The organism is Pseudomonas sp. DCB_BI (assembly GCF_026240995.1).
Taxonomy (GTDB): domain Bacteria; phylum Pseudomonadota; class Gammaproteobacteria; order Pseudomonadales; family Pseudomonadaceae; genus Aquipseudomonas.
The window spans coordinates 147,516-169,025 of record NZ_JAPFCG010000015.1; the positions used below are offsets into that span (position 1 = coordinate 147,516).

The following is a 21,510-nucleotide window of genomic DNA, read 5'->3' on the forward strand; positions in this document are numbered from 1 at the left end:
TAAAGGAAAGTGGAAGGACTACCAACGCGAAAAAAACACGATAAAAATCAAACCCAGGCAAGCCCATAGAGTTCGAAGTTAAAGTGATTTATCAAGAGTAAGATTTTTTCGGTATTACCAGAGGGGATCTGCAACCGAATGAAGCAGGAAAGGAAAGGTGGAGAGTCGATCTGTAAGCCGGGTTTTGTCGAGGACAGTCATTCCTCTACGACGGCCATCACTGGACGCCTCTAGCAACCTACCCGGTTCCGACGCGGGCCACGCCTGATGGAACCCTATTTGGTCTTGCTCCGAGTGGGGTTTACCTAGCCACGAACTGTTGCCAGTCGTGCGGTGCGCTCTTACCGCACCTTTTCACCCTTACCGGCACCGAAGTGCTTAGGCGGTTATTTTCTGTGGCACTTTCCGTAGGCTCGCGCCTCCCAGGCGTTACCTGGCACTCTGCCCTATGGAGCCCGGACTTTCCTCCCCCCGCTTTTGCTCTACAAAGTAGCGGAACAAAAACAGGCAGCGACTGTCCGATCGACTCTCCGCCGACAAGGTTACCGGCACGCGCGCTCAAGAACAAGTGATAGCTCAATGTATGTCAATGAGCCATTACTGAGCTTTCTGTTTATCCAGTGCCGCTTGATACAAAAGATTCTTGCGCACGCCAGTGATTTCCGCTGCCAGCGCAGCCGCGCGCTTGAGCGGCAACTCCGCCAGCAGCAAGTCGAGCACACGCATTGCCTCGGTGCTGACCGCCTGCTCGCCCTCAGGCGCACTCCAGCCACCGACCAGCACCACGCACTCACCGCGCTGCTGGTTGCTGTCACCGGCAACGAATGCACGCAATTCCGCCAGCGGCAGGCCCTTGAGCGTCTCGAAGGTCTTGGTCAGCTCGCGCGCCAGCAGCGCCGGGCGCTCGCCCCCGAATACCGTTTCCATGTCTTCAAGGCATTCGAGGATGCGGTGCGGTGCCTCATAGAAAATCAGCGTGCGCGGCTCTTCCTTTACCTGCTCCAGGCGCGCCCGACGCCCGGCCTGCTTGGCCGGCAGAAAGCCTTCGAAGATGAAACGGTCTGACGGCAGGCCGGCTGCCGACAGTGCAGCGATCAAGGCACAAGCGCCCGGCACTGGCACCACGTTCACCCCGGCAGCCCGGGCCTGGCGAACCAAGTGGTAGCCCGGGTCGGAAATCAGCGGCGTACCGGCATCGGAGACCAGCGCCACATTTTCGCCAGCCAGCAGCTTGGTGAGAAAACGCCCACCTTCGTCGCGCTCATTGTGCTCATGGCAGGCCGCCAGCGGCGTATCGATACCAAAGTGCTGCAGCAGGCGGATCGAATGGCGGGTGTCTTCGGCGGCGATCAGCGCCACGTCCGCCAGCACTTTCAGCGCCCGTGCACTCATGTCGTCAAGGTTGCCGATGGGGGTTGCCACTACATACAGCGTTCCCACCGAGGATTTCGAAGCCCCTGCCACATCAGTCACTGCGCACACCTGTCATTCGGATCAAAGGCGCCATTGTAGCCCGAGCGCCTGCAACAGGGCGCAAAGAACTTCACCGGCGGTCAGCGGCAAGCCACCTATAGTGAAGGATCGACACGGCAACATCGCGCCCCGGCCAGTGCTTGGGTACAATTGCCGGCCAACTTGATCGAGTAACAGGACCTTTACATGATCGCTTGCCTGCGGCTGCTCACAGCCCTCTGCCTCGCTGCCCTGCTCGCAGCCTGCGCCAGCTCGCCCTCATCCAGCCTGGGCGAACTGCCACGCACCCCGGATGCCAGCATCGAGCAACTGCTCGAAAAGGCCGCTTCCAGCAAATCTGCGGAAGACGCCGCCCTGCTGCGCCTGAGCGCGGCCGACCTGGCCTACAAGCAGAAGGACTTCCCCCGCGCCGCACGCATTCTCGAGCAAGTTCCGCTGGACACGCTCAAGCCGGCCCAGCAAGTGTTCGCCAGCACCCTCGCTGCCGAACTGGCCATGAGCCGCAACCAGCCCAAGGCGGCCCTGACCGCCTTGGCCCACCCCAGCCTGCAGCGCGTTGCCGAATTGCCGGCAGAGCAGCAAGTGCGCACCTATAGCGTGCACGCCGCCGCACTCGAGGCCGACGGCCAGGCCCTGGCTGCCGCGCAGCAGCGCGTCCTGCTGGCCCCGCTGCTCAGCGGCCAGGCCGCCAGCGCCAACAATGACGCCATCTGGGCCCTGGTGGCCTCGCTGCCGGCCGAACAGTTGCAGCAGCCTGGCAATGACCAGACCCTGAACGGCTGGACCAGCCTGGCCTTTGCCGTGAAGAGCGCCGGCACCCTGGAACAGCAGCAAGGCGCCATCGACACCTGGGTCAAGCAGCACCCGGACCACCCTGCTGCCCAGCAACTGCCACTGGCACTGACCAAACTCAAGGAACTGGCCAGCCAGCCGCTGACCAAGATCGCCCTGCTGCTGCCCCAGGAAGGCCCGCTGGCCGGCGTTGCCCGCGCCCTGCGTGACGGCTTCATGGCTGCGCACTTCCAGGCCCAGCAAGCCGGCCAGCCGGCACCTGCCGTGCAGGTGTTCGACAGTTCGCGCATCGGCTCGCTCGACGACTTCTATCGCCAGGCCCAGGCCGCAGGCGTGCAACTGGTCATCGGCCCGTTGGAAAAACCGCTGGTCAAGCAACTGGCCGCCAAGCCGCAGTTGCCAATCACCACCCTGGCCCTGAACTATGCCGACGCCGGCCAGAAGGCCCCACCGCAACTGTTCCAGTTTGGCCTGGCTGCCGAAGACGAAGCCCGTGAAGTGGCCCGCCGCGCCCGTGCCGATGGCATGGTCCGCGCCGTGGCCCTGGTGCCGAGCGGCGAATGGGGCGATCGCGTGCTGGCCGCCTTCCGCCAGGACTGGGAAGGCAATGGCGGCACCCTGCTCGCCGCCGAGCGCATCGCCCAGCCGGTAGCGCTGGCCCAGCAAATTGCCGACCTGTTCCAGTTGCGCCAGAGCGAAGGCCGCGCCAAGAGCCTGCAAAGCACCGTGGGCGGCAGCATCGCTGCGCAACCGTCGCGCCGCCAGGACATCGACTTCATCTTCCTCGCCTCGACCCCGCAGCAGGCGCAGCAGATCAAGCCGACCCTGAATTTCCAGTACGCCGGTGACGTGCCGGTATACGCCACCTCGAACCTGTACAGCGCCAGCGGTGACGTCAACCAGTACAACGACATGAACGGCATCCGCTTCTGCGAAACGCCATGGCTGCTCGATACCAGCAACAGCCTGCGCCAGCAGGTAGTGCAGCAGTGGCCGCAAGCGGCCGGCAGCCTGGGCCGCCTGTACGCCATGGGCGTCGATGCCTATAGCCTGGCACCGCGCCTGGGCCAGCTGAAAGCGCTGCCGGACAACCGCGTCCTCGGCCTTTCGGGCAGCCTTAGCGTCAACGCCAACCAGCGCATCGAGCGCCAGCTGCCATGGGCCGAATTTGCCGGCGGCCAGGTTAAACGCCTGCCCGACACCCCACGCTGATGGCTGCAGCGTCGCCTACCAGCGCCGGGCAAGCGGCAGAAACCCAGGCCCTTGAATACCTTCAAGGGCAGGGGCTGCAACTGCTGGCACGTAACTGGCGATGCAAAGGCGGTGAGCTTGATCTGGTCATGCTCGACACCGATACAGTAGTATTCGTCGAAGTCCGCTACCGGTTTCACGCGGGCTTCGGAGGTGCCCTCGACAGTATCGACGGGCGCAAGCAGAAACGGTTGGTGCTTGCCGCCAGCCTGTTCCTGCAGAAGGAGCCCCACTGGGGCAACCACCCCTGCCGCTTCGACGTAGTCGCCCTGCAGGGCAGCCACCATGCAGGCAGACCGCTTCAATGGCTGAAAAACGCCTTCGAATGCTGAACCCATTACGTTTTTTTTGCTCTATGTATCGCGGGCTGGTCGTTGTTGCGCGTAGCAAAGGCCACCGCCCCATTTAAGGTCACCAGATGGACATGCAATCCCGAATTCGCCGGCTGTTTCAGGCCAGCATCGATACCAAGCAACAGGCAATGGACATCCTGGCACCGCACATCGAGCAGGCCAGCCTGGTCATGGTCAATGCACTGCTCAACGAGGGCAAGATGCTCGCCTGCGGCAATGGCGGCTCGGCCGGCGATGCCCAGCACTTTTCATCCGAGCTGCTGAACCGCTTCGAGCGCGAACGCCCGAGCTTGCCGGCCATCGCGCTGACCACCGACAGCTCTACCCTGACCTCGATCGCCAACGACTACAGCTACAACGAAGTTTTTTCCAAGCAGATCCGCGCCCTGGGCCAACCTGGCGACGTTCTGCTGGCGATCTCCACCAGCGGCAATTCGGCCAACGTGATCCAGGCGATCCAGGCCGCACATGACCGCGAAATGATTGTCGTAGCATTGACGGGCCGTGACGGCGGCGGCATGGCTTCACTGCTGCTGCCAGAGGACGTGGAAATCCGCGTACCCTCGACGGTTACCGCGCGCATCCAGGAAGTCCACCTGCTGGCGATCCACTGCCTGTGCGATCTGATCGACAGCCAACTGTTCGGGAGTGAAGAATGACCCCTATGCGCCTCGGCCTGATGGCCCTGACCCTGTGCCTGAGCGTCACCGGTTGCAGCTCGGTACTGACCTCTACCCGCAATTCGCCGATCGAAGACGATCGCGGTACGCGCACCATTGGCAGCAAGATCGACGACTCACTGATCGAAACCAAGGCTGCGGTGAACATTTCCAAGGCCAACCCGGACCTGGACAAGGGCTCGCACATTGTCGTCAGCAGCTACAACGGCATCGTCCTGCTGGCCGGCCAGACCCCTCGTGCCGAGCTCAAGAGCCTGGCCGAGCAGACTGCCAGCCAGGTACAGCGGGTGAAGAAGGTGCACAACGAGCTGCAGGTGATGCAGCCCTCCTCGATCCTGGCACGCAACAACGACGCCTGGCTGACCACCAAGATCAAGACCCAGATGCTGACCGACAATGCCGTGCCCAGCTCGCGCATCAAGGTGATCACCGAGAACGGCATCGTCTACCTGCTCGGCCTGGTTACCCAGCAGGAGGCCAACTCGGCCACTGCCGTGGTGCAGGGCGTGTCGGGCGTGCAGAAAATCGTCAAGCTGTTCGAGTACATCGACTGATTGCGCTTGCTTGAGATTGTTAGCGCCTGCGAGACCGGGCGCCGCCCGCGCGGCGCATCGCGAGCTAACGCTCGCTCCTACGCTTGTTTCGGGCCAGTAACGCCTGTGACAGGCGCCCGCGGCCCCCTTCTTTGTAGGACGCGACATTGCAATCTCACTGCCAGAAAAAAGGCGATCCGGTTGGATCGCCTTTTTTGTTACTTGACCACTTTCAGGCTTGGCCGCCCTGTAGGGCGCGGTGGCTGACCACCACCTTCGGGCGGGCCATCGTCATCCGGCCGCACATCATCATCGTCTTCGAAGTCGTCTTCCATCAACGACGGCTCCAGCTCGAAGACCATACCCTGACCATTTTCGCGGGCGTAGACCCCCAGGATGGCGCCAACCGGCACGAACAGCGAATGGGTCACGCCGCTGAATCGGCCCTCAAAGCTGACCGCATCGTTTTCCATCTTGAGGCCACGCACAGCACTTGGCGAAATATTCAGGACGATCTGGCCATCACTGGCGAAACCATCAGGCACCTGCACCTTGGGGAACTCGGCATTGACCAGCATATGGGGCGTGCAATCGTTGTCGACGATCCACTCGTACAGTGCTCGAACCAGATAGGGGCGACTGGAGTTCATCAACGGCTCCTTAAAGCTTGCGCATTTCACGTTCAACGGAGGACAAGCTCGCCTGGAAAGGCTCGCGGGCGAACTGACGCTCCATGTAATCCAGCAGCGGCTTGGCTTGCCGCGGCAATTCGATACCCAACACTGGCAAGCGCCAGAGTATGGGCAATAGACAACAATCGACCAGGCTTTGCTCATCGCTCATGAAACAAGCGAACTCATTGAACAGCGGCGAAACGCCGGTCAGGCTTTCGCGCAGGGCCTTGCGCGCTTCGGTACGGGCAGCTTCCCTGCTGCGCGGATCGAGTACGGTGTCGGCCAACGCACACCAGTCGCGCTGAATACGGTGCATCAGCAAACGGCTGTTACCGCGTGCCACCGGATAAACCGGCATCAGCGGCGGGTGCGGGTAACGCTCGTCGAGGTATTCCATCACCACGGTCGGCTCATACAATGCCAGGTCCCGGTCAACCAGGGTCGGCACGCTGCCGTACGGATTGACCTCGGCCAATTTGGGCGGCAAACGAGCAGGATCGACATCGATGACCTGCACGCTGACGCCCTTCTCGGCCAGCACCAGGCGTACCCGATGAGAATAGTGGTCAGCGGGGTCGGAATAGCAGGCTAACCTGTTGGTTGCGCCCATGTAGCGGCTCCTCGCACGAAATGCGTGTACAACTGTAAATGAAAACGCGCCCGGGGTGCCCTAGCTGTTTTGCTAGGGCACCCCGGGCGCGCTCAACAACCAGAAATTACTGCGTGATCAGTGCACGTCCTTCCAGTACTCACGCTTGAGCAAATAGGCGAATACGAAGAAGAAAGCCAGGTACAGCAACACGTACGTACCGATGCGCTGGCTTTCCAGTTTGACCGGGTTGGCCGAATAAGCCAGGAAGGTCACCAGGTTCTTGACCTTCTCGTCGAACTGCTCGGTCGTCAGGGTACCGGATTTCGGCGTGATGGTCAGCTGGTCACAGGCTTCATGGGTAATCGGGCTGCCGGTCAATGGGTCGAATTGCTTCTTGCCGTCGGTAACGGTCTGCACCTGCTTGCAGCCAATTACCTGGTTACCCTGCAGGCCCACCAGCACGTTGGGCATGCCAACGTTCGGGAACACCTTGTTGTTCACCCCGTAAGGCCGTGACGGGTCCTCGTAGAAGCTGCGCAGGTAGGTGTACAGCCAGTCAGTGCCACGCACCCGGGCGACCAGGGTCAGGTCGGGCGGTGCCGCGCCGAACCAGGTCTTGGCGTCACTGGGTTTCATGCCGATCTGCATGTGGTCGCCGATCTTCGCACCGGTGAACACCAGCTTCTCGAGCATCAGCTCGTGCGGGATACCCAGGTCGTCGGCCACCCGTTCGTAGCGCTGAAACTTGGCACTGTGACAACCCATGCAATAGTTGGCGAAGGTTCGTGCACCGTCCTGCATGGCAGCCTTGTCGGTTAGGTCGATATCGACCTTGTCCAACTCCAGGCCGTGTTCGGCAGCGAAAGAAAAGGCAGGCATCACTGCCAGCAAAAATACTGCAATCAACTTTTTCATCAGCCAGTCACCCTTTCCGGAACCGGTTTGGTCTTCTCGAGCCTTGTGTAGAACGGCATCAGCAGGAAGTAGGCGAAGTACAACACCGTGCACACTTGCGACAGCAAGGTACGCCCAGGTGTCGGCGCCAGTACGCCCAGCACGCCGAGGATGACGAAGGCCACACAGAACACCAGCAGGAAGACCTTGCTGATCCAGCCCTTGTAACGCATGGAGCGCACCGGGCTGCGATCGAGCCACGGCAGTACGAACAGCACGGCGATGGCCGCGCCCATGGCGATCACCCCCATGAGCTTGTCAGGCACCGCGCGCAGAATCGCGTAGAACGGTGTGAAGTACCACACGGGGGCGATGTGCTCCGGTGTCTTGAAGGCGTTGGCCTGCTCGAAGTTTGGTTTCTCCAGGAAGTAACCCCCCATTTCCGGGAAGAAGAACACCACGGCGCAGAACACGAACAGGAACACCACCACGCCGACAATGTCTTTCACCGTGTAGTAGGGATGGAACGGAATGCCGTCCAGCGGGATGCCGTTTTCGTCCTTCTTCTTCTTGATGTCCACGCCATCGGGGTTGTTCGAGCCCACTTCGTGCAGGGCCAGGATGTGCAGCACCACCAGGCCCAGGATGACGATGGGCAAGGCGACGACGTGCAGGGCAAAGAAGCGGTTGAGGGTGATACCCGAGATCAGGTAGTCACCGCGGATCCACTGGGTAAGGTCGCCACCGATCACCGGGATAGCACCGAACAGCGAGATGATCACCTGGGCCCCCCAGTACGACATTTGGCCCCACGGCAGCAGGTAGCCCATGAAAGCCTCGGCCATCAGCGCCAGGTAGATCAGCATGCCGAACAGCCAGACCAGCTCGCGCGGCTTCTGGTACGAGCCGTAGAGCAAGCCGCGGAACATGTGCAGGTAGACCACGATGAAGAACGCCGAAGCACCGGTAGAGTGCAGGTAGCGGAGGATCCAGCCGTACTCCACGTCACGCATGATGTACTCGACCGAGGCGAACGCCTCTTCCGCCGAGGGCGTGAAGCTCATGGTCAACCACACACCGGTGACGATCTGGTTGACCAGCACCAGCAACGCCAGGGAGCCGAAGAAGTACAGGAAGTTGAAGTTCTTGGGCGCGTAATACTTGCTCAGGTGGTCTTCCCACATCTTGGTCGCGGGGAAGCGAGCATCAATCCAGTCCATGAACTTGCTCATCATGCTTTCTCCTGGTCGACGCCGATGACGATGATGTCGTCCGTCTCGTAAGAGTGCGGCGGCACGGGCAGGTTGAGAGGCGCCGGCTGCGATTTGTAGACACGGCCAGCCAGGTCGTAGTGGGAACCGTGGCACGGGCAGAAGTAGCCACCCACCCATTTCGGGCCAAGGTCGGCAGGCGCAACCTCTGGACGGAAGGTGGGCGAGCAGCCCAGATGCGTGCACAGGCCGACGAGGATGAGGATTTCCGGCTTGATCGAGCGAACCTCGGGGTCGACATAGGTCGGCTGCACCGAAGCCTTGGATTCTGGATCAGACAAATCGCCGGTAATTTTCTTCAGGTTGCCGAGGATTTCCTCCGTACGCCGAACGATGAACACCGGCTGGCCACGCCACTCGGCCACCATCTGCTGCCCGGCCTCGACCTTGGCGATATTGACCTTCACCGGTGCGCCCGCGGCTTTCGCCTTGGCACTGGGAAACCATGACCCCACGAACGGTACCGCAGCCCCCACTGCCCCCGCTGCCCCGACCACGGATGTCGCGGCTACGAGGAAGCGGCGCCGGCCTGCGTTGACGCCGTCATTGCTCATTCAGTCCTCTCCCATCAGCTTGCTTGGCCAGTTGGACCTGACCTGTACTTAGGTAATGTCTGTGGCACTAAAAATTGGCCGCCATGGTAAGAAACAAATCCACACACTGACAAGGTGATTACCCCTGGTCCGGGCTACAACCCTCGCTTTGCTTGATCTGCGTCTATGCGGCCAGCGATCACGGACATGCTGACAGGTTAGTTCAAGCCAAAAAAAAAGCCCGGTTCCAAGGAACCGGGCTTTTTTCGACTGCCGAAGCGGTATTAACGCTTGGAGTACTGAGGACGCTTACGCGCTTTACGCAGACCCACTTTCTTACGCTCGACTTCACGAGCGTCGCGGGTGACGTAGCCAGCACGACGCAGAGCGCCACGCAGGGTTTCGTCGTATTCCATCAGAGCGCGGGTGATACCGTGACGGATCGCACCGGCCTGACCGCTGACACCACCACCGGAAACGGTGACGTAGATGTCGAACTTCTCAACGGTTTCGGTCAGCTCGAGTGGCTGGCGAACAACCATGCGAGCGGTTTCGCGACCGAAGAACACGTCCAGAGAACGGTTGTTGATGGAGATGTTACCAGTACCCGGACGCAGGAATACGCGAGCGGTTGCGGTCTTGCGACGGCCAGTGCCGTAATTTTGAGTCGCCGACATAATGAACTATCCCGTTAGATCTTCAGTTCTTGAGGCTGCTGAGCAGTGTGTGGGTGAGCAGCACCCGCGTACACTTTCAGCTTGCGGTACATGTCGCGACCCAGCGGGTTCTTAGGCAGCATGCCTTTGACCGCGGTTTCGATAACACGCTCAGGGGCCTTGGCGATCAACTTCTCGAAGTTGATTTCCTTGATACCGCCCGGGAAGCCGGAGTGGGAGTAGTACATTTTGTCGGAAGACTTGGCACCAGTCACACGAACCTGCTCGGCGTTGATAACGACGATGTAGTCGCCGGTGTCAACGTGAGGGGTGTATTCTGGTTTGTGTTTGCCACGCAGACGGGTAGCGATTTCGGTAGCCAGACGACCCAGGGTCTGGCCAGCGGCGTCAACTACGAACCACTCGCGCTTTACTGTTTCCGGTTTAGCAGTAAAAGTTTTCATTCTCTAAAGCCTCAGAGGCCGCCCAGCGAAAAATAGACGGCGAATCTTACTGGATAGTGCACAGCTTGCCAAGGGCAAGCGCGCAGCCGAACACAGACGCTTTTGGGGGCTCGGGTCGGGCACGCCAATGTTCGACGGGGTTCTTCCTGCGTGATGGTGCATCACTTCCGCCACGCGGAGAGGGGCTGAATTATCCAGATTGCGCGAAAAATTTCAACCTGCTTTGATGGGCTTCTATTGCCAAGGAGTGTCTAACCGATGGAATACCGCCAGCTCGGCCGTACCGACCTCAACGTCAGCGCCCTGTGCCTGGGCACCATGACCTGGGGCGAACAGAACGTCCAGGCCGAGGCCTTTGAACAGATTGCCCGGGCCAAAGCCGCCGGGGTCAACTTCATCGACACCGCCGAGATGTACCCGGTGCCGCCTCGCCCGGAAACCTACGCCGCTACCGAACGCATCATCGGCAACTGGTTCAAGACCAACGGCGATCGCGATGACTGGGTCCTGGCCAGCAAGGTCGCTGGCCCCGGCAACGGCATCAGCCACATCCGCGATGGCCAGCTCAAGCACAACCGCCAGCACATCGTCGCGGCGCTGGAAGAAAGCCTCAAGCGCCTGCAGACCGATCGCATCGACCTGTACCAGCTGCACTGGCCAGAGCGCAGCACCAACTTCTTCGGCAAGCTGGGCTACCAGCACCTGCCGCAGGATCACTTCACCCCGCTGGAAGAAACCCTCGAAGTGCTCGACGAACAGGTACGCGCGGGCAAGATCCGCCACATCGGCCTGTCCAACGAAACCCCGTGGGGCACCATGAAGTTCCTGCAACTGGCCGACAGCCGTGGCTGGCCACGGGCGGTGTCGATCCAGAACCCGTACAACCTGCTCAACCGCAGCTTCGAAGTGGGCCTGGCCGAAGTGGCCATTCGCGAGCAATGTGGCCTGCTGGCCTATTCCCCGCTGGCGTTCGGCATGCTGTCGGGCAAGTACGAGAACGGCGCACGCCCGGACCACGCCCGCCTGACCTTGTTCAGCCGCTTTGCCCGTTACTCCAACCCGCAGACCGTGGCCGCCTGCAGCCGCTACGTGCAACTGGCCCGTGAGCACGGCCTGGACCCGGCACAAATGGCCCTGGCGTTCGTTACCCGGCAGCCGTTCGTCACCAGCAACATCATTGGCGCAACCAACCTGCAACAACTGGACAGCAACCTGGCGAGCCTTGATCTAAGCCTGAGCGATGAGCTACTGGCAGCGATCGAAGCCATACACCAGGCGCAGCCGAACCCGGCGCCTTGAGCTGAAAAGGGCTGCTTCGCCGCTCAATCCCTGGCAGAGCAGCCCCGCTGCTACGCGGGGTAGACACAATCGCCAAAAAATAAGACGATCCAGCCGGTGATTGACCACTCTACCCTATAAGAACAATGACAATGATGTTTACCCAACCCCCCGCGTCGCTGCGGCGCGTCAGCATCCTGGCCATTGACAAGGTGTTCGCTTCTACCTTGATGCAGGCCAAGGACTTCTTCCACCTCGCCAGCCTGCGCTACAGCAAGCAGCTGGGCCTTGGCTTGCAGCCGATGTTCGAGATCCGCCTGGTGAGCCCCGACGGCCAACCCGTGGACAGCTTCAGCAATGTACAGCTACCGGTCGACGGTGGCCTGGACGATGCCGATGTGATCATCCTGCCGGCCTACTGGGACGACTTCGACAACCTGTTGCAACATTATCCACAGGTGCTGCCGTGGCTGCGCGAACAGCATGCGCGCGGCGCGGTGCTGTGCGCCGAGGCCAGCGGTGTATTCTGGCTGGCCGAGTCCGGCCTGCTCGACGGCAAGGAGGCGACCACCTACTGGCGCTTCTTCAGCAGCTTTGCCGAACGCTTCCCGAAGATCCGCCTGAACCAGGACAAGCACCTGACCGACGCCGACAATATCTATTGTGCCGGCGGAGCCACTTCGGCCTGCGACCTGTATATCTACCTGATCGAGCGGTTCTGCGGCGCCAACGTGGCGCGGGCCGTGTCGCGCGACATCCTCTATGAAGTGCAGCGCAACTACACCCCGGGGCGCATGGGCTTTGGCGGGCAGAAACTGCACCAGGACCTGATCATCCTGCAGATCCAGCACTGGCTCGAAGAGCACTTCGCCGACAAGTTCCGCTTCGAGGATGTGGCCCGCAACCACGGCATGAGCATCCGCAACTTCATGCGCCGGTTCCAGGGCGCAACGGGTGACAAGCCGCTGCACTACCTGCAACGGCTACGCATCGAGACAGCCAAGGGGTTGTTGTCAAGCACGCGCAAGAGCATAAAGACCATCAGCTATGAGGTCGGTTATGACGATGCCAGTTTCTTTGCGCGCTTGTTCCGCCAGCACACCGAGCTGTCGCCGAACCAGTATCGCCAGCAGTTCATGCAAGAGGCTTGAGGGCCACGGGGCTGCGCTGCAGCCCTGTCGCGACACAAGGCCGCCCCTCAATGGCCTGCGTACGCCGACCCATGCAGGAGCGACCCCAAAGCTCTCAAGGCTTGTGTGCGCGAGACAGGAACTCGTGCGACTGCATCTCCAGCAACCGGCTCAGGGTACGCTGAAACTCGAAGGCCAGACGACCACCGGTATACAGGTCCTTCAGCTCCACCTCAGCCGAAATGATCAGCTTGACGTTACGGTCGTAGAACTCGTCGACCATGTTGATGAAGCGGCGGGCAATGTCGTCGGTGGTGACACTCATCTGTTCGACGTTGCTCAGCAGCACGGCATGGAAAATCTTGCCCAGTTCGATGTAGTCGTTCTGGCTGCGCGGCCCGTCGCACAGGGCGCGGAAATCGAACCAGGCGACGTCGTCGCAAGTACGCAGCGCATGGATCGGGCGGTTTTCGATCATCAGTACGTCGTTCTCGACCGCCTGGGTGCACTCAGGGGTCAGTGCCTTGAAGCTGGCACGCATGCTCTGGTGCGCTGCATCGTTGAGCGGGTAGTGGAACAGCTCGGCCTGCTCCAGATGGCGCAGACGGTAGTCGACCCCACTGTCGACGTTCACCACGTCGGTGTACTGCTTGATCATGGCAATCGCCGGCAGGAAGCGCGCACGCTGCAGGCCGTCCTTGTATAGGCCGTCCGGCACGATGTTGGACGTGGCCACCAGCGATACACCGTTCTTGAACAGCTCTTCCATCAGGGTGCCGAGGATCATCGCGTCGGTAATGTCCGAAACGAAGAATTCGTCGAAGCAGATCACCTTGGCTTCTTCGCTGAAGCGCTTGGCGATGAGGGTCAGCGGGTTCTTCTCGCCCTTGAGGGTTTTCATTTCCTCGTGCACACGCTTCATGAAGCGGTGGAAGTGCGTACGCATCTTCTGCTTGAACGGCAGCGCTTCGTAGAAGGTATCGACCAGGTAGGTCTTGCCTCGCCCTACCCCACCCCAGAAATACAGGCCCTTGACCGGGGTCTGCTCTTTCTTGCCGAACAGCTTGCCGAATACGCCCGGCTTGTTGTTCTGCGCCTGTACCAGGTCGTCGTACAGGCGCTGCAGGTGACGCACCGCAGTTTCCTGCGCCGCGTCATGGAAGAAGTCGGGACGTTTCAGATCTGCTTGATAGCGTTCTAAGGGAGTCATGATTCGTTAGCGAGGCAACAAAAAACGGGCCGTCACTGTAGCGACAGGCCCGCTTTATGGCAATCAGACTTGCGTCAATATGCCTCAGCCTTGCTGTGGTGCCAGGGCCTCACGCAGGCTTTGAATGGCGGCATCACGGGCTTCAGCACTGTCGTACTGCGGCCCTTCGGCAACCTGCTCACCGTTCAGCCACAGGGCGAAGCCCAGGCCTTCAAGACGCACATCGGCCTCACCACCCTGCTGCAGCTGCTTGCTCAACGCACCGGCACTCTTGCCGTCGGCAAAGCTGCGCGACAGCAACAGCTGCTCGCCGTCGGCGGCCAGCAGGCGGAAGCGGAAGCTGCCATCTTCGTCACGGAAGCTGACGAACCGTGCGCTCTTCGCGGCCTTTTTCTTCACTTCGGCGCTGGCCTGCACGCTGCTGCGGAACGAACGCAGGCCAACCGCCTCGCGCAGTTGCTCGAGGAACGGTGTGGCAATCTTGCGGGCCTTGCCAGCGCCAGCCAGCAGGATGTCTTCGAGGTCCGCCGGGCGGGCGATCAGCTGATGGTAATACTCGCGCTTCTCGGCCAACTGGCCATCGAGCAGCTGGAACAGGCGCTGCTTGGCATCGCCCCAGCCCAGCCCCTCTAACAGCTCATCGCGGAAGCCGGCGCATTGCTCCGGCGTCGAGAAGGCCTGATACAGGGTGAACAGGTGCGAATTGTCTGGGTCTTTCGCCTCGCCCGGGGCACGCGAATCGGTGACGATGCGGGAGATGGCGTCTTTCATGTCCTTGGCGCTGGTGAACAACGGGATGGTGTTGTCGTAGCTCTTGGACATCTTGCGCCCGTCCAGGCCCGGCAGGGTTGCGACGCTTTCTTCGATCACCGCCTCTGGGAGGGCGAAAAAGTCCTGGCCTTGGCCAAACAGGTGATTGAAGCGCTGGCCGATGTCGCGGGCCATTTCCACGTGCTGGATCTGGTCACGGCCGACCGGCACCTTGTTGGCATTGAACATCAGGATGTCTGCGGCCATCAGTACCGGGTAGCTGAACAAGCCCATGGTCACGCCGGCATCCGGGTCTTCGCCCGCTTCAACGTTCTTGTCCACCGAGGCCTTGTAGGCGTGTGCGCGGTTGAGCAGGCCCTTGGCCGCAACGCAGGTCAGCAGCCAGGTCAGCTCGGGGATTTCAGGGATATCGGACTGCCGGTAGAAGGTTACCTTGTCCGGGTCCAGGCCACCGGCCAGCCAGGTGGCGGCGATTTCCAGACGCGAGCGCTGGATGCGCAGCGGGTCATCGCACTTGATCAGGGCGTGGTAGTCGGCCAGGAAGTAGAACGAGTCGACACCGGGCTGCTGGCTGGCACGGATCGCCGGGCGGATGGCGCCGGCGTAGTTGCCCAGGTGCGGTGTGCCGGTGGTGGTGATACCGGTAAGAATGCGCGTGGTCATGGGTGTTCGCTTATTCAGGCTTGGCTCAGTTCGAAAGGCGCGGCAGCAGCAGATCCTTCAGATCGGTCAGCTTGCCATGGAAGAAGTGTCCGCATTCTGCCACTTTCAGCAGCTCATGGGGGCGCCCCAGTGCGTCGGACCATGCATAAACCAGCTGCGGATCGACGACTTCGTCGGCATCAGGCTGCACCACCGCGATCGGGCAGCGCTGCGGTAGCGGGAAGTCGGCGGTCAGGCGCATCACCGCCGGGGCGATCATGAACAACTGCTGCACGGCCACGCCACGGGCTTCCAGGCGACCAGCCAGGCTGGTGGCGACGAAGCCACCGAACGAGAAGCCCATCAGCACCAACGGCAACCCAGGATGCTTGGCACGCAACCAGGCCGCCGCCGCCTCGGCATCGGCCACCTCGCCAGCCCCCATATCATGGCTGCCGGCACTCTGGCCGACGCCGCGGTAGTTGAAGCGCAGGGTCACATAGCCGGCATCACGGGCGGTGCGCTGCAGTGTCGAGACCACCTTATTGAGCATGGTGCCGCCCTGGACCGGGTTGGGATGGCAGATCAGCACCGCGCCACGGGCATCGGCCACGTCCAGGTACAAGGCTTCCAACTGGCCGCTGGGGCCATCGATGAACAAGGGGGTTTCGCGGACAAGCAAGGCACTACTCCGTGACCTCGGGGAGGGTCTATTCGTCTAGGTGAGGAATTCTGTTCTGATTTGCGATCGCTCGCGGTATACAGCGCAGGTCTGAGCCGTTAACGTAAAGCAAAGCCGTTTATAGAGGAAGGACTCGTGGAACTCTCGCTCCTTGTTTGGTTGTTGCCGACCCTGGCCCTGGTCATCGGTGTGGTGGTTGGTTTCGTCGTGGCCCGCCTGCTGCCCAACGCCGCGCCTAGCAGCACCCAGCGTCAGCTGGACGAAATGCAGAAACGTTTCGACAGCTACCAGAACGAAGTGGTGACCCACTTCAACAGCACTGCAGTACTGGTCAAGAAGCTGACCCAGAGCTACCAGGATGTCCAGGATCACCTGGCCGACGGCGCCAACACCCTGGCGCTCGACGAACTGACCCGCCAGCGCTTGCTGGCCGCGCTGCACTCCGAAGGCACTCAGGGCCCGCGTGACCGCCTGACCCCGCCGAAGGACACTGCCGAAGTGCCACGCGACTACGCGCCGAAAGTACCTAACTCGCCGGGCATGCTCGACGAGAGCTACGGGCTCAAGCGTTGATCGATTGCCAAGGAGGAGTGGGCTAGCCCCTCCTCCTGTTTCACCCCTCCAGACACACCTGCCACCCACAAGGCGTAGCCTTCGTACCTCATCTCAGGCCGCATTTCCTGCTGCCGGACGCTCTAGCACTTCCACATCCTGCATAAGTCCCTCAACCCGGAGCAGACCTATGCTGACTTATCGACAACGCTCTTTCATTGCCACCGTCGAAGCCGTAGATGGCACGATGCACTTCCTCGACCAACTGCACGGCGGGCCCGCCGAACTGGAAAAGACGCCACCCAACAAATCTGGCCCCCTGACCTCAGGCGGCCTGGCGATGGCCGGATTTGCCGGCCGAATGTTCCGCATCAACGCCCTCAGGCGGTCGAGGAACCAGGCCAACACTCAGAAAGCCCCTGCGCCGGCCAAACAACCTGCCAAGCGGGACCAGTCGTTTTACCTGGGCCATGTCCCGGACACGCTGGAACTTCCCCCTTTGAGCCTCTACTTCCGCCGCGTGGATAATGGCTACCGGCTGTTCGTCCGCTCCCAGGTGCGCTTCGGGCTCGCGCTTTACATACATGATGAGGACTGCGTGGGTGCCTTCCGTTCACCGCTCAATGGTGCCTACCCGACGCTTTTCGACTTGCTTGACACCAATAACTCGCGAATTTCCTTCGAGGACCTCGACGACCAGGCGATCGTGCGCCTGGCGCCAGCAGGCAGACAGGAACCCCTCATGCTGCGCACCTTCAATGGGATCCCGTTCACCTATATCTGCAAGAAGGGCCAGCAACCCCTTGAGTTGCGCCTGAACATCGTTGAGAGAAACGCCGCTTACCTCAATCACCCAGACGAGGTTTGAGGGGAGCACCAACACGCCGTGGCAGGGCCACGATGCGGCCCCCATGGTGCCACCAAGGCTTGACTGACAGGCATCAGGGGGTGGCTGCGACCTGGCAGCAAGCCTGCAATGCCTGCTCGACATCCGCCAGCAGGTCCTCGGCATCCTCCAGCCCTACTGACAACCGCACCAGGCCCTCGGAAATTCCGTGATGCGCCCGTTCTTCGGGCGTATAGCTGGAATGGGTCATGCTCGCCGGATGCTGCGCCAGGGATTCGGCATCACCCAGGCTCACCGCCCGGGCAAACAGTTGCAGCGCATTCATGAAGCGCCGCCCAGCCTCGACCCCGCCTTTGAGCTCGAAAGCGATCATCCCGCCCGGCATGCGCATCTGCCGTTTCGCCAGTTCGTACTGGGCGAACGACGCCAGCCCCGGATACTGGATCAGCTCCACCTGGGGCTGGCGCTCCAGGAACTCGGCAACCTGCTGGGCATTGGTGCAATGACGATCCATGCGCAGTGCGAGCGTCTTGATACCCCGCATCAACAGCGAGGCATCGTGCGGTGACAGCACCGCCCCCGTCATGTCCTTGAGGCCCTCAAGGCGAATCCGGTCTATCAGCGCCTTGCGTCCGATCACCAGCCCGGCCGTGACATCACCGTGGCCGCTGAGGTATTTGGTCGCCGAATGCACCACCAGGTCGGCACCCAGTTCCAGCGGCCGCTGCAGATAGGGCGTGCAGTAAGTGTTGTCGACCACGATGTGCAGGTCATGCCCTTGCGCCGCCTCCGCCACCGCCGCGATATCGACCAACTGCATGTTCGGGTTCGCCGGGGTTTCGAAGTAGATCATTCGCGTCTTGTGGTTGATCGCCGCTTTTAGCGCCTTGCTGTCATTGAGGTCCACATGGCACACCTTCACCCCAAACTCACCGATGCCATGGTGCATGAACGCGAAGGTGCAGCCATACACCGTGCGCCCGACGATGAGCTCGTCACCTGGCCGCAACAAGGTCCACAGGGTCGAGGTGACAGCCCCCATGCCCGACGCCAGGGCCAGGCCTGCCTCTCCTCCCTCCAGTGAGGCCATGCGCTGCTCCAGCAAGGCCAGGGTCGGGTTGGAAATGCGACTGTAGACGTGCCCGCCCTCCTCGCCGGCAAAGCATGCCGCGCCGTATTCGACGCTAGGGAAGGCATAAGTTGAAGTCTGGTAAACCGGTGGCACCAAGGCGCCGCCGTGGGAAAGCGGGTCGTAGCCATGGTGTATGGCCCGTGTCGAAAAACCGGTGTTGTTATGGGAGTCGCGCATGGCAACAGCCTCTGGTGGTTTGTTATAAGCTTATGCCACCGAGCTGGCTTATTTTTTCCAAAATCACCCACGCACTTACGCTGGCCTTGGAAAGAAAACAACAAATACAACATAAGGAGGGCAAATCATGCCTTCAAGCCTAGACCGCACCGACCGCGCCCTGCTTGCTGCGCTGCAACACAACGCCCGCCTGACCGTTGCCGAACTCGCCGACCAGGTTGCCCTGACCACCTCGCCCTGCTGGCGACGGGTCAAGCTGCTGGAAGACAACGGCTACATCACCGGCTACCAAGCCATCCTTTCGCCAAAATCGCTGGGGTTCGGCGTGACTGCATTTGTCAGCATCATGATGGACTCGCACACCAAGGACATGGCGCTGGCGTTCGAACAGCGGCTCATGGAAATTCCCGAAATCGTTGCCTGCCACAACATCTCCGGGCGCTATGACTTTCTGCTGGAGATTCTGGCGCGGGACCTGGAGTCGTTCGGGGAATTCACCCGCGAGGTGCTGCAGCGCTTGCCAGGGGTGAAGGAGATCTACTCGAGTTTTTCCTACAAGGCGGTGAAGGAGAAACGGGTGATACCGGTGTCGGAACAACACATCTGAGACAGATCCTTCCGAGCACCACGAAGCTTCCTACTGATTGACAGGCTGCCGCTGACATACCGCAAATTCGATGTACGTAAACCTAGTCCATGTGGTGATTCGGAGAACCTACATGGCACGGGACAACACGTATTATCTGGATGAAGCACTGTACATCAGCGCGCAAGCACCCACCGGTACTGAACTGCGTTTTATTGGTGGTGGGGGTGGGCCGGGCGCAGGTGGCTGGGGGCTAAGCGATGGTTATCCACGCGGCACCAGTCCAACCAAAAATGATATTGCTCGGGTTATTTCCACGCGCCGGGTGCTGACAGAAGAGTTTCGAATCATCGAGAAGGACTATTCAGACAAGTATGCGCATGACATAAAACAGCTTCCTGAAACTATAAACGCGCTCAAAGCCCAGATCAAAGCCGAAGCGAGCAGTACAAACCGCGCGGCATCAACACTCTTTACAGAGCAACAAATCCTATCGTCGCGCATCAGCCAGATTCGTGATGGTTATCTGCAGATTTTACCCGACGCCAACAACTACTTTGGCGTACCCGCCTTCTACAAGCGGGGCGACTCAATGATGAGCCGGTTTCTAGACCCGGGTTTCTTCGCAGCAACCACAGGCCAGGAATTAGGTGTGGAATGGGCCACAAGGCTGCAGAAGTCCTGGGAGGGTACGTACCGTTTACACCTGGAAGCTCAGAAGCACCAAGCATTGGCAGACGAACTTCAAGCACTGGCAAGCCAGGTAGATCAGGAAGAACTCAGCCAGCAACCGCTGGATTTGTTGCAGGTGATTGCGCGTAGAACAGCGCAGATCCACACAGAGCGACAAATACATTTCGATTGTTTACCTAATGTCCTTCAGCATGAGCTGGGGCAAACGGTCATCGATGACGCATTCACGCTTGCCCAAACCTTCAGTGCCTACCTGGCGACCGCTGATGCCCTAGTGCAGGCCAAGCAGTCGCAAATCCCGCCGTATCGAGATCAAAACCCGCGCATCAACGGCCCTCTGTCGAAGCCTCAACTTGAAGGGCTTTTGCATCTGGTCGATGAGCAACGGCTACGCCGGGCAGGCCCCCGCTGGCAGGAATACCACCTGGCACTGGCATTAACCGAATCGGTTAGATTTCTGGGGGTATATGCGGGTGCCACGCAGAACCTGATGCAGCGCGCGGCTGAAGTGGAAAACCTCAAGGCTCGACTCGCTGCACAGGAAGAAGCCGCACGCCAGCAGGCCGAAGCCGAGCGCTTGGCTGCAGAAGCCGAGCGGCAAAGGCAAGAGTCGCTGCGGCGTAATATCTCTTATATCAATGAAGCGCGTTTAGCGGGATCGACGCCAGCCGTAATCCCGATTGGTATAGCAACATTCGCGGTGGCCGAAACGCCTTATAAGGCTTTGAGCGAAGCGATCACAACGGCGATTTCCCGCCTCGTTGCGACTACCATCTCCTCGCTTGCGGTAGGCACCCTCGCGATGGCCTGGCCATCAACGCTGGGTAACAGTGAGCGTAGGTACCTGATCAGCACCCCCCTAGCCAGCCTTACGCCGCCCGGCGGGCCAGACCTTGCAACCTTGGCTCTGTCATCAACCAGCATCGACTTACCGTATTTGCTGGCAGGGGCGGAGCATGACAACGGCCTGGATCTGTATGTGGTGCCTGGGGGCAGGCCAGTACCGGTGCGCACGGCGACATTCGACACTGAACGCCTGGTCTACAGCCTTGCACTGGAAAATCCGCAGCGGATTCTGACCTGGACACCGGCCAACGCGCCGGGTGGTGAAGCCGGAAGCTCCACCAGCTTGCCGCAAGTCCCACCCGGCACCGTTGTTTACACCGGCAGCAGCCTGGACCCTGTCATTACCGAGCAGGAGGGTTACCCCGCACTCGATCTGCTGGATCAGGAACGGCTGATCATCACCTTCCCCATGGACTCCGGATTCCCGCCTATTCTGGTGGTGTTCAAGAGCCCGAGATATGAGCCGGGTATTGCCATGGGCTCAGGCGCGCAGATCGATGGTATCTGGCTTGGGGACATAACCAGGGAAACCGGAGCAAAAATCCCGACACAAATTGCAAATGCGCTGAGGGGAAGAGAGTTTGGAGATTTCGATGCATTCAGAACCGCATTCTGGAAGGCGATATCCGATACACAAGAGTTTTCTAGCCAGTTCAATGATGCAAACAGAAGGGCGGCGGCAAAAACTGAGTGCAACACCTGACCTTTCCGGTAGGGTGTTGCCATGTCTTATCACGAACTCAGCGTTGAAGAACGCTCCGATATCCAGGTCAGTCTGCTGCGTGGCATGAGCCAGCG

Annotated in this window: 22 protein-coding genes and 1 other RNA gene; 10 read left to right on the top strand and 13 right to left on the bottom strand. The window is 60.6% G+C overall.

Annotation, left to right across the window (positions count from 1 at the left end):
• Positions 1-157: 157 nt before the first annotated feature.
• An RNA gene (gene rnpB, locus OO258_RS17610) (RNase P RNA component class A) lies at positions 158-530 on the bottom strand.
• A 67-nt stretch (positions 531-597) separates the two neighbouring features.
• Entirely contained in the window at positions 598-1,473 is an 876-nt protein-coding gene (gene rsmI / locus OO258_RS17615) for a 16S rRNA (cytidine(1402)-2'-O)-methyltransferase (RefSeq protein WP_266031871.1), read from the bottom strand.
• 186 nt (positions 1,474-1,659) lie between these two features.
• Between rsmI and OO258_RS17620 the strand changes: the two genes are divergently transcribed.
• The 4 genes from OO258_RS17620 to OO258_RS17635 all read left to right on the top strand — a co-directional run bounded on the left by OO258_RS17620 (position 1,660) and on the right by OO258_RS17635 (position 5,103).
• Positions 1,660-3,477: a penicillin-binding protein activator gene (locus OO258_RS17620; protein WP_110742602.1), complete on the top strand. Its 1,818-nt coding sequence runs from the start codon at positions 1,660-1,662 to the stop codon at positions 3,475-3,477.
• Positions 3,477-3,848: a YraN family protein gene (locus OO258_RS17625; protein WP_266031872.1), complete on the top strand. Its 372-nt coding sequence runs from the start codon at positions 3,477-3,479 to the stop codon at positions 3,846-3,848. The genes OO258_RS17620 and OO258_RS17625 overlap by 1 nt, the downstream gene beginning before the upstream one ends.
• A gap of 86 nt (positions 3,849-3,934) precedes the next feature.
• On the top strand, positions 3,935-4,528 hold the full coding sequence (locus OO258_RS17630; protein WP_012274070.1) for a phosphoheptose isomerase: 594 nt from the start codon (positions 3,935-3,937) through the stop codon (positions 4,526-4,528).
• On the top strand, positions 4,525-5,103 hold the full coding sequence (locus OO258_RS17635; RefSeq protein ID WP_110742600.1) for a BON domain-containing protein: 579 nt from the start codon (positions 4,525-4,527) through the stop codon (positions 5,101-5,103). The genes OO258_RS17630 and OO258_RS17635 overlap by 4 nt, the downstream gene beginning before the upstream one ends.
• 197 nt (positions 5,104-5,300) lie before the next feature.
• Here the strand turns inward: OO258_RS17635 and OO258_RS17640 are convergent, their stop codons facing one another.
• From OO258_RS17640 to rplM, 7 genes are all read right to left on the bottom strand, one after another.
• A complete protein-coding gene (locus OO258_RS17640) occupies positions 5,301-5,732 on the bottom strand; it encodes a ClpXP protease specificity-enhancing factor (RefSeq protein ID WP_110742599.1) in 432 nt (143 codons plus the stop codon).
• Positions 5,733-5,742: 10 nt separating this feature from the next.
• Entirely contained in the window at positions 5,743-6,366 is a 624-nt protein-coding gene (locus OO258_RS17645) for a glutathione S-transferase N-terminal domain-containing protein (protein WP_266031873.1), read from the bottom strand.
• A 117-nt stretch (positions 6,367-6,483) separates the two neighbouring features.
• Positions 6,484-7,263: a cytochrome c1 gene (locus OO258_RS17650; protein WP_110740498.1), complete on the bottom strand. Its 780-nt coding sequence runs from the start codon at positions 7,261-7,263 to the stop codon at positions 6,484-6,486.
• Entirely contained in the window at positions 7,263-8,474 is a 1,212-nt protein-coding gene (locus OO258_RS17655; RefSeq protein WP_266031885.1) for a cytochrome b, read from the bottom strand. The genes OO258_RS17650 and OO258_RS17655 overlap by 1 nt, the downstream gene beginning before the upstream one ends.
• Positions 8,474-9,067 carry a ubiquinol-cytochrome c reductase iron-sulfur subunit gene (petA, locus tag OO258_RS17660; protein ID WP_110742596.1) on the bottom strand — a complete coding sequence of 198 codons (594 nt, stop codon included), beginning with the start codon at positions 9,065-9,067 and terminating at the stop codon, positions 8,474-8,476. Before petA ends, OO258_RS17655 begins: the two co-directional genes overlap by 1 nt.
• Before the next feature lie 263 nt (positions 9,068-9,330).
• The gene (gene rpsI / locus OO258_RS17665; RefSeq protein WP_003260797.1) at positions 9,331-9,723 is read right to left on the bottom strand and encodes a 30S ribosomal protein S9; all 393 of its coding nucleotides are present in this window, start codon (positions 9,721-9,723) and stop codon (positions 9,331-9,333) included.
• A 14-nt stretch (positions 9,724-9,737) separates the two neighbouring features.
• Positions 9,738-10,166 (bottom strand): 50S ribosomal protein L13, encoded by a 429-nt coding sequence (gene rplM / locus OO258_RS17670; protein WP_003251819.1) that lies wholly within the window; start codon positions 10,164-10,166, stop codon positions 9,738-9,740.
• Positions 10,167-10,424: 258 nt separating this feature from the next.
• On the opposite strand from rplM, the gene OO258_RS17675 reads away from it, so the two are divergent.
• Together OO258_RS17675 and OO258_RS17680 are read left to right on the top strand one after the other, a co-directional pair.
• Complete coding sequence (locus OO258_RS17675) at positions 10,425-11,465, top strand: NADP(H)-dependent aldo-keto reductase (RefSeq protein ID WP_266031874.1); 1,041 nt, start codon at positions 10,425-10,427, stop codon at positions 11,463-11,465.
• A gap of 209 nt (positions 11,466-11,674) precedes the next feature.
• Positions 11,675-12,595 (top strand): GlxA family transcriptional regulator, encoded by a 921-nt coding sequence (locus OO258_RS17680; RefSeq protein WP_177410697.1) that lies wholly within the window; start codon positions 11,675-11,677, stop codon positions 12,593-12,595.
• A 94-nt stretch (positions 12,596-12,689) separates the two neighbouring features.
• On the opposite strand, the gene zapE is transcribed toward OO258_RS17680, so the two are convergent.
• The 3 genes from zapE to OO258_RS17695 all read right to left on the bottom strand — a co-directional run bounded on the left by zapE (position 12,690) and on the right by OO258_RS17695 (position 15,879).
• Entirely contained in the window at positions 12,690-13,784 is a 1,095-nt protein-coding gene (gene zapE / locus OO258_RS17685; RefSeq protein WP_110742594.1) for a cell division protein ZapE, read from the bottom strand.
• A gap of 84 nt (positions 13,785-13,868) precedes the next feature.
• Entirely contained in the window at positions 13,869-15,218 is a 1,350-nt protein-coding gene (locus OO258_RS17690; RefSeq protein WP_266031875.1) for a tryptophan--tRNA ligase, read from the bottom strand.
• A gap of 25 nt (positions 15,219-15,243) precedes the next feature.
• Positions 15,244-15,879 (bottom strand): alpha/beta hydrolase, encoded by a 636-nt coding sequence (locus OO258_RS17695; RefSeq protein ID WP_266031876.1) that lies wholly within the window; start codon positions 15,877-15,879, stop codon positions 15,244-15,246.
• Between the two features lie 135 nt (positions 15,880-16,014).
• Here OO258_RS17695 and OO258_RS17700 point away from each other — a divergent pair, with 135 nt between their 5' ends.
• Together OO258_RS17700 and OO258_RS17705 are read left to right on the top strand one after the other, a co-directional pair.
• A complete protein-coding gene (locus OO258_RS17700; protein ID WP_266031877.1) occupies positions 16,015-16,452 on the top strand; it encodes a YhcB family protein in 438 nt (145 codons plus the stop codon).
• A gap of 169 nt (positions 16,453-16,621) precedes the next feature.
• Positions 16,622-17,299, top strand: a complete 678-nt coding sequence (locus OO258_RS17705) for a hypothetical protein (protein WP_266031878.1) — start codon at positions 16,622-16,624, stop codon at positions 17,297-17,299.
• A 73-nt stretch (positions 17,300-17,372) separates the two neighbouring features.
• On the opposite strand, the gene OO258_RS17710 is transcribed toward OO258_RS17705, so the two are convergent.
• The gene (locus OO258_RS17710) at positions 17,373-18,587 is read right to left on the bottom strand and encodes a methionine gamma-lyase (RefSeq protein WP_266031879.1); all 1,215 of its coding nucleotides are present in this window, start codon (positions 18,585-18,587) and stop codon (positions 17,373-17,375) included.
• A gap of 127 nt (positions 18,588-18,714) precedes the next feature.
• Between OO258_RS17710 and OO258_RS17715 the strand changes: the two genes are divergently transcribed.
• The gene (locus OO258_RS17715) at positions 18,715-19,194 is read left to right on the top strand and encodes an Lrp/AsnC family transcriptional regulator (RefSeq protein ID WP_110742588.1); all 480 of its coding nucleotides are present in this window, start codon (positions 18,715-18,717) and stop codon (positions 19,192-19,194) included.
• 112 nt (positions 19,195-19,306) lie between these two features.
• Entirely contained in the window at positions 19,307-21,415 is a 2,109-nt protein-coding gene (locus OO258_RS17720; protein ID WP_266031880.1) for an S-type pyocin domain-containing protein, read from the top strand.
• The last annotated feature ends 95 nt before the right edge of the window (positions 21,416-21,510 follow it).

What these genes read in the sequence shown, in the direction of transcription:
- rplM (WP_003251819.1), bottom strand. Translation starts at nt 10,166, where the DNA reads ATGAAAACTTTTACTGCTAAACCGGAAACAGTAAAGCGCGAGTGGTTC.
- OO258_RS17645 (WP_266031873.1), bottom strand. Translation starts at nt 6,366, where the DNA reads ATGGGCGCAACCAACAGGTTAGCCTGCTATTCCGACCCCGCTGACCAC.
- OO258_RS17620 (WP_110742602.1), top strand. Translation starts at nt 1,660, where the DNA reads ATGATCGCTTGCCTGCGGCTGCTCACAGCCCTCTGCCTCGCTGCCCTG.
- OO258_RS17655 (WP_266031885.1), bottom strand. Translation starts at nt 8,474, where the DNA reads ATGAGCAAGTTCATGGACTGGATTGATGCTCGCTTCCCCGCGACCAAG.
- OO258_RS17675 (WP_266031874.1), top strand. Translation starts at nt 10,425, where the DNA reads ATGGAATACCGCCAGCTCGGCCGTACCGACCTCAACGTCAGCGCCCTG.
- OO258_RS17640 (WP_110742599.1), bottom strand. Translation starts at nt 5,732, where the DNA reads ATGAACTCCAGTCGCCCCTATCTGGTTCGAGCACTGTACGAGTGGATC.
- OO258_RS17625 (WP_266031872.1), top strand. Translation starts at nt 3,477, where the DNA reads ATGGCTGCAGCGTCGCCTACCAGCGCCGGGCAAGCGGCAGAAACCCAG.
- OO258_RS17690 (WP_266031875.1), bottom strand. Translation starts at nt 15,218, where the DNA reads ATGACCACGCGCATTCTTACCGGTATCACCACCACCGGCACACCGCAC.
- OO258_RS17630 (WP_012274070.1), top strand. Translation starts at nt 3,935, where the DNA reads ATGGACATGCAATCCCGAATTCGCCGGCTGTTTCAGGCCAGCATCGAT.
- OO258_RS17720 (WP_266031880.1), top strand. Translation starts at nt 19,307, where the DNA reads ATGGCACGGGACAACACGTATTATCTGGATGAAGCACTGTACATCAGC.
- OO258_RS17680 (WP_177410697.1), top strand. Translation starts at nt 11,675, where the DNA reads ATGCAGGCCAAGGACTTCTTCCACCTCGCCAGCCTGCGCTACAGCAAG.
- rpsI (WP_003260797.1), bottom strand. Translation starts at nt 9,723, where the DNA reads ATGTCGGCGACTCAAAATTACGGCACTGGCCGTCGCAAGACCGCAACC.
- OO258_RS17710 (WP_266031879.1), bottom strand. Translation starts at nt 18,587, where the DNA reads ATGCGCGACTCCCATAACAACACCGGTTTTTCGACACGGGCCATACAC.
- OO258_RS17650 (WP_110740498.1), bottom strand. Translation starts at nt 7,263, where the DNA reads ATGAAAAAGTTGATTGCAGTATTTTTGCTGGCAGTGATGCCTGCCTTT.
- OO258_RS17715 (WP_110742588.1), top strand. Translation starts at nt 18,715, where the DNA reads ATGCCTTCAAGCCTAGACCGCACCGACCGCGCCCTGCTTGCTGCGCTG.
- zapE (WP_110742594.1), bottom strand. Translation starts at nt 13,784, where the DNA reads ATGACTCCCTTAGAACGCTATCAAGCAGATCTGAAACGTCCCGACTTC.
- petA (WP_110742596.1), bottom strand. Translation starts at nt 9,067, where the DNA reads ATGAGCAATGACGGCGTCAACGCAGGCCGGCGCCGCTTCCTCGTAGCC.
- OO258_RS17705 (WP_266031878.1), top strand. Translation starts at nt 16,622, where the DNA reads ATGCTGACTTATCGACAACGCTCTTTCATTGCCACCGTCGAAGCCGTA.
- OO258_RS17635 (WP_110742600.1), top strand. Translation starts at nt 4,525, where the DNA reads ATGACCCCTATGCGCCTCGGCCTGATGGCCCTGACCCTGTGCCTGAGC.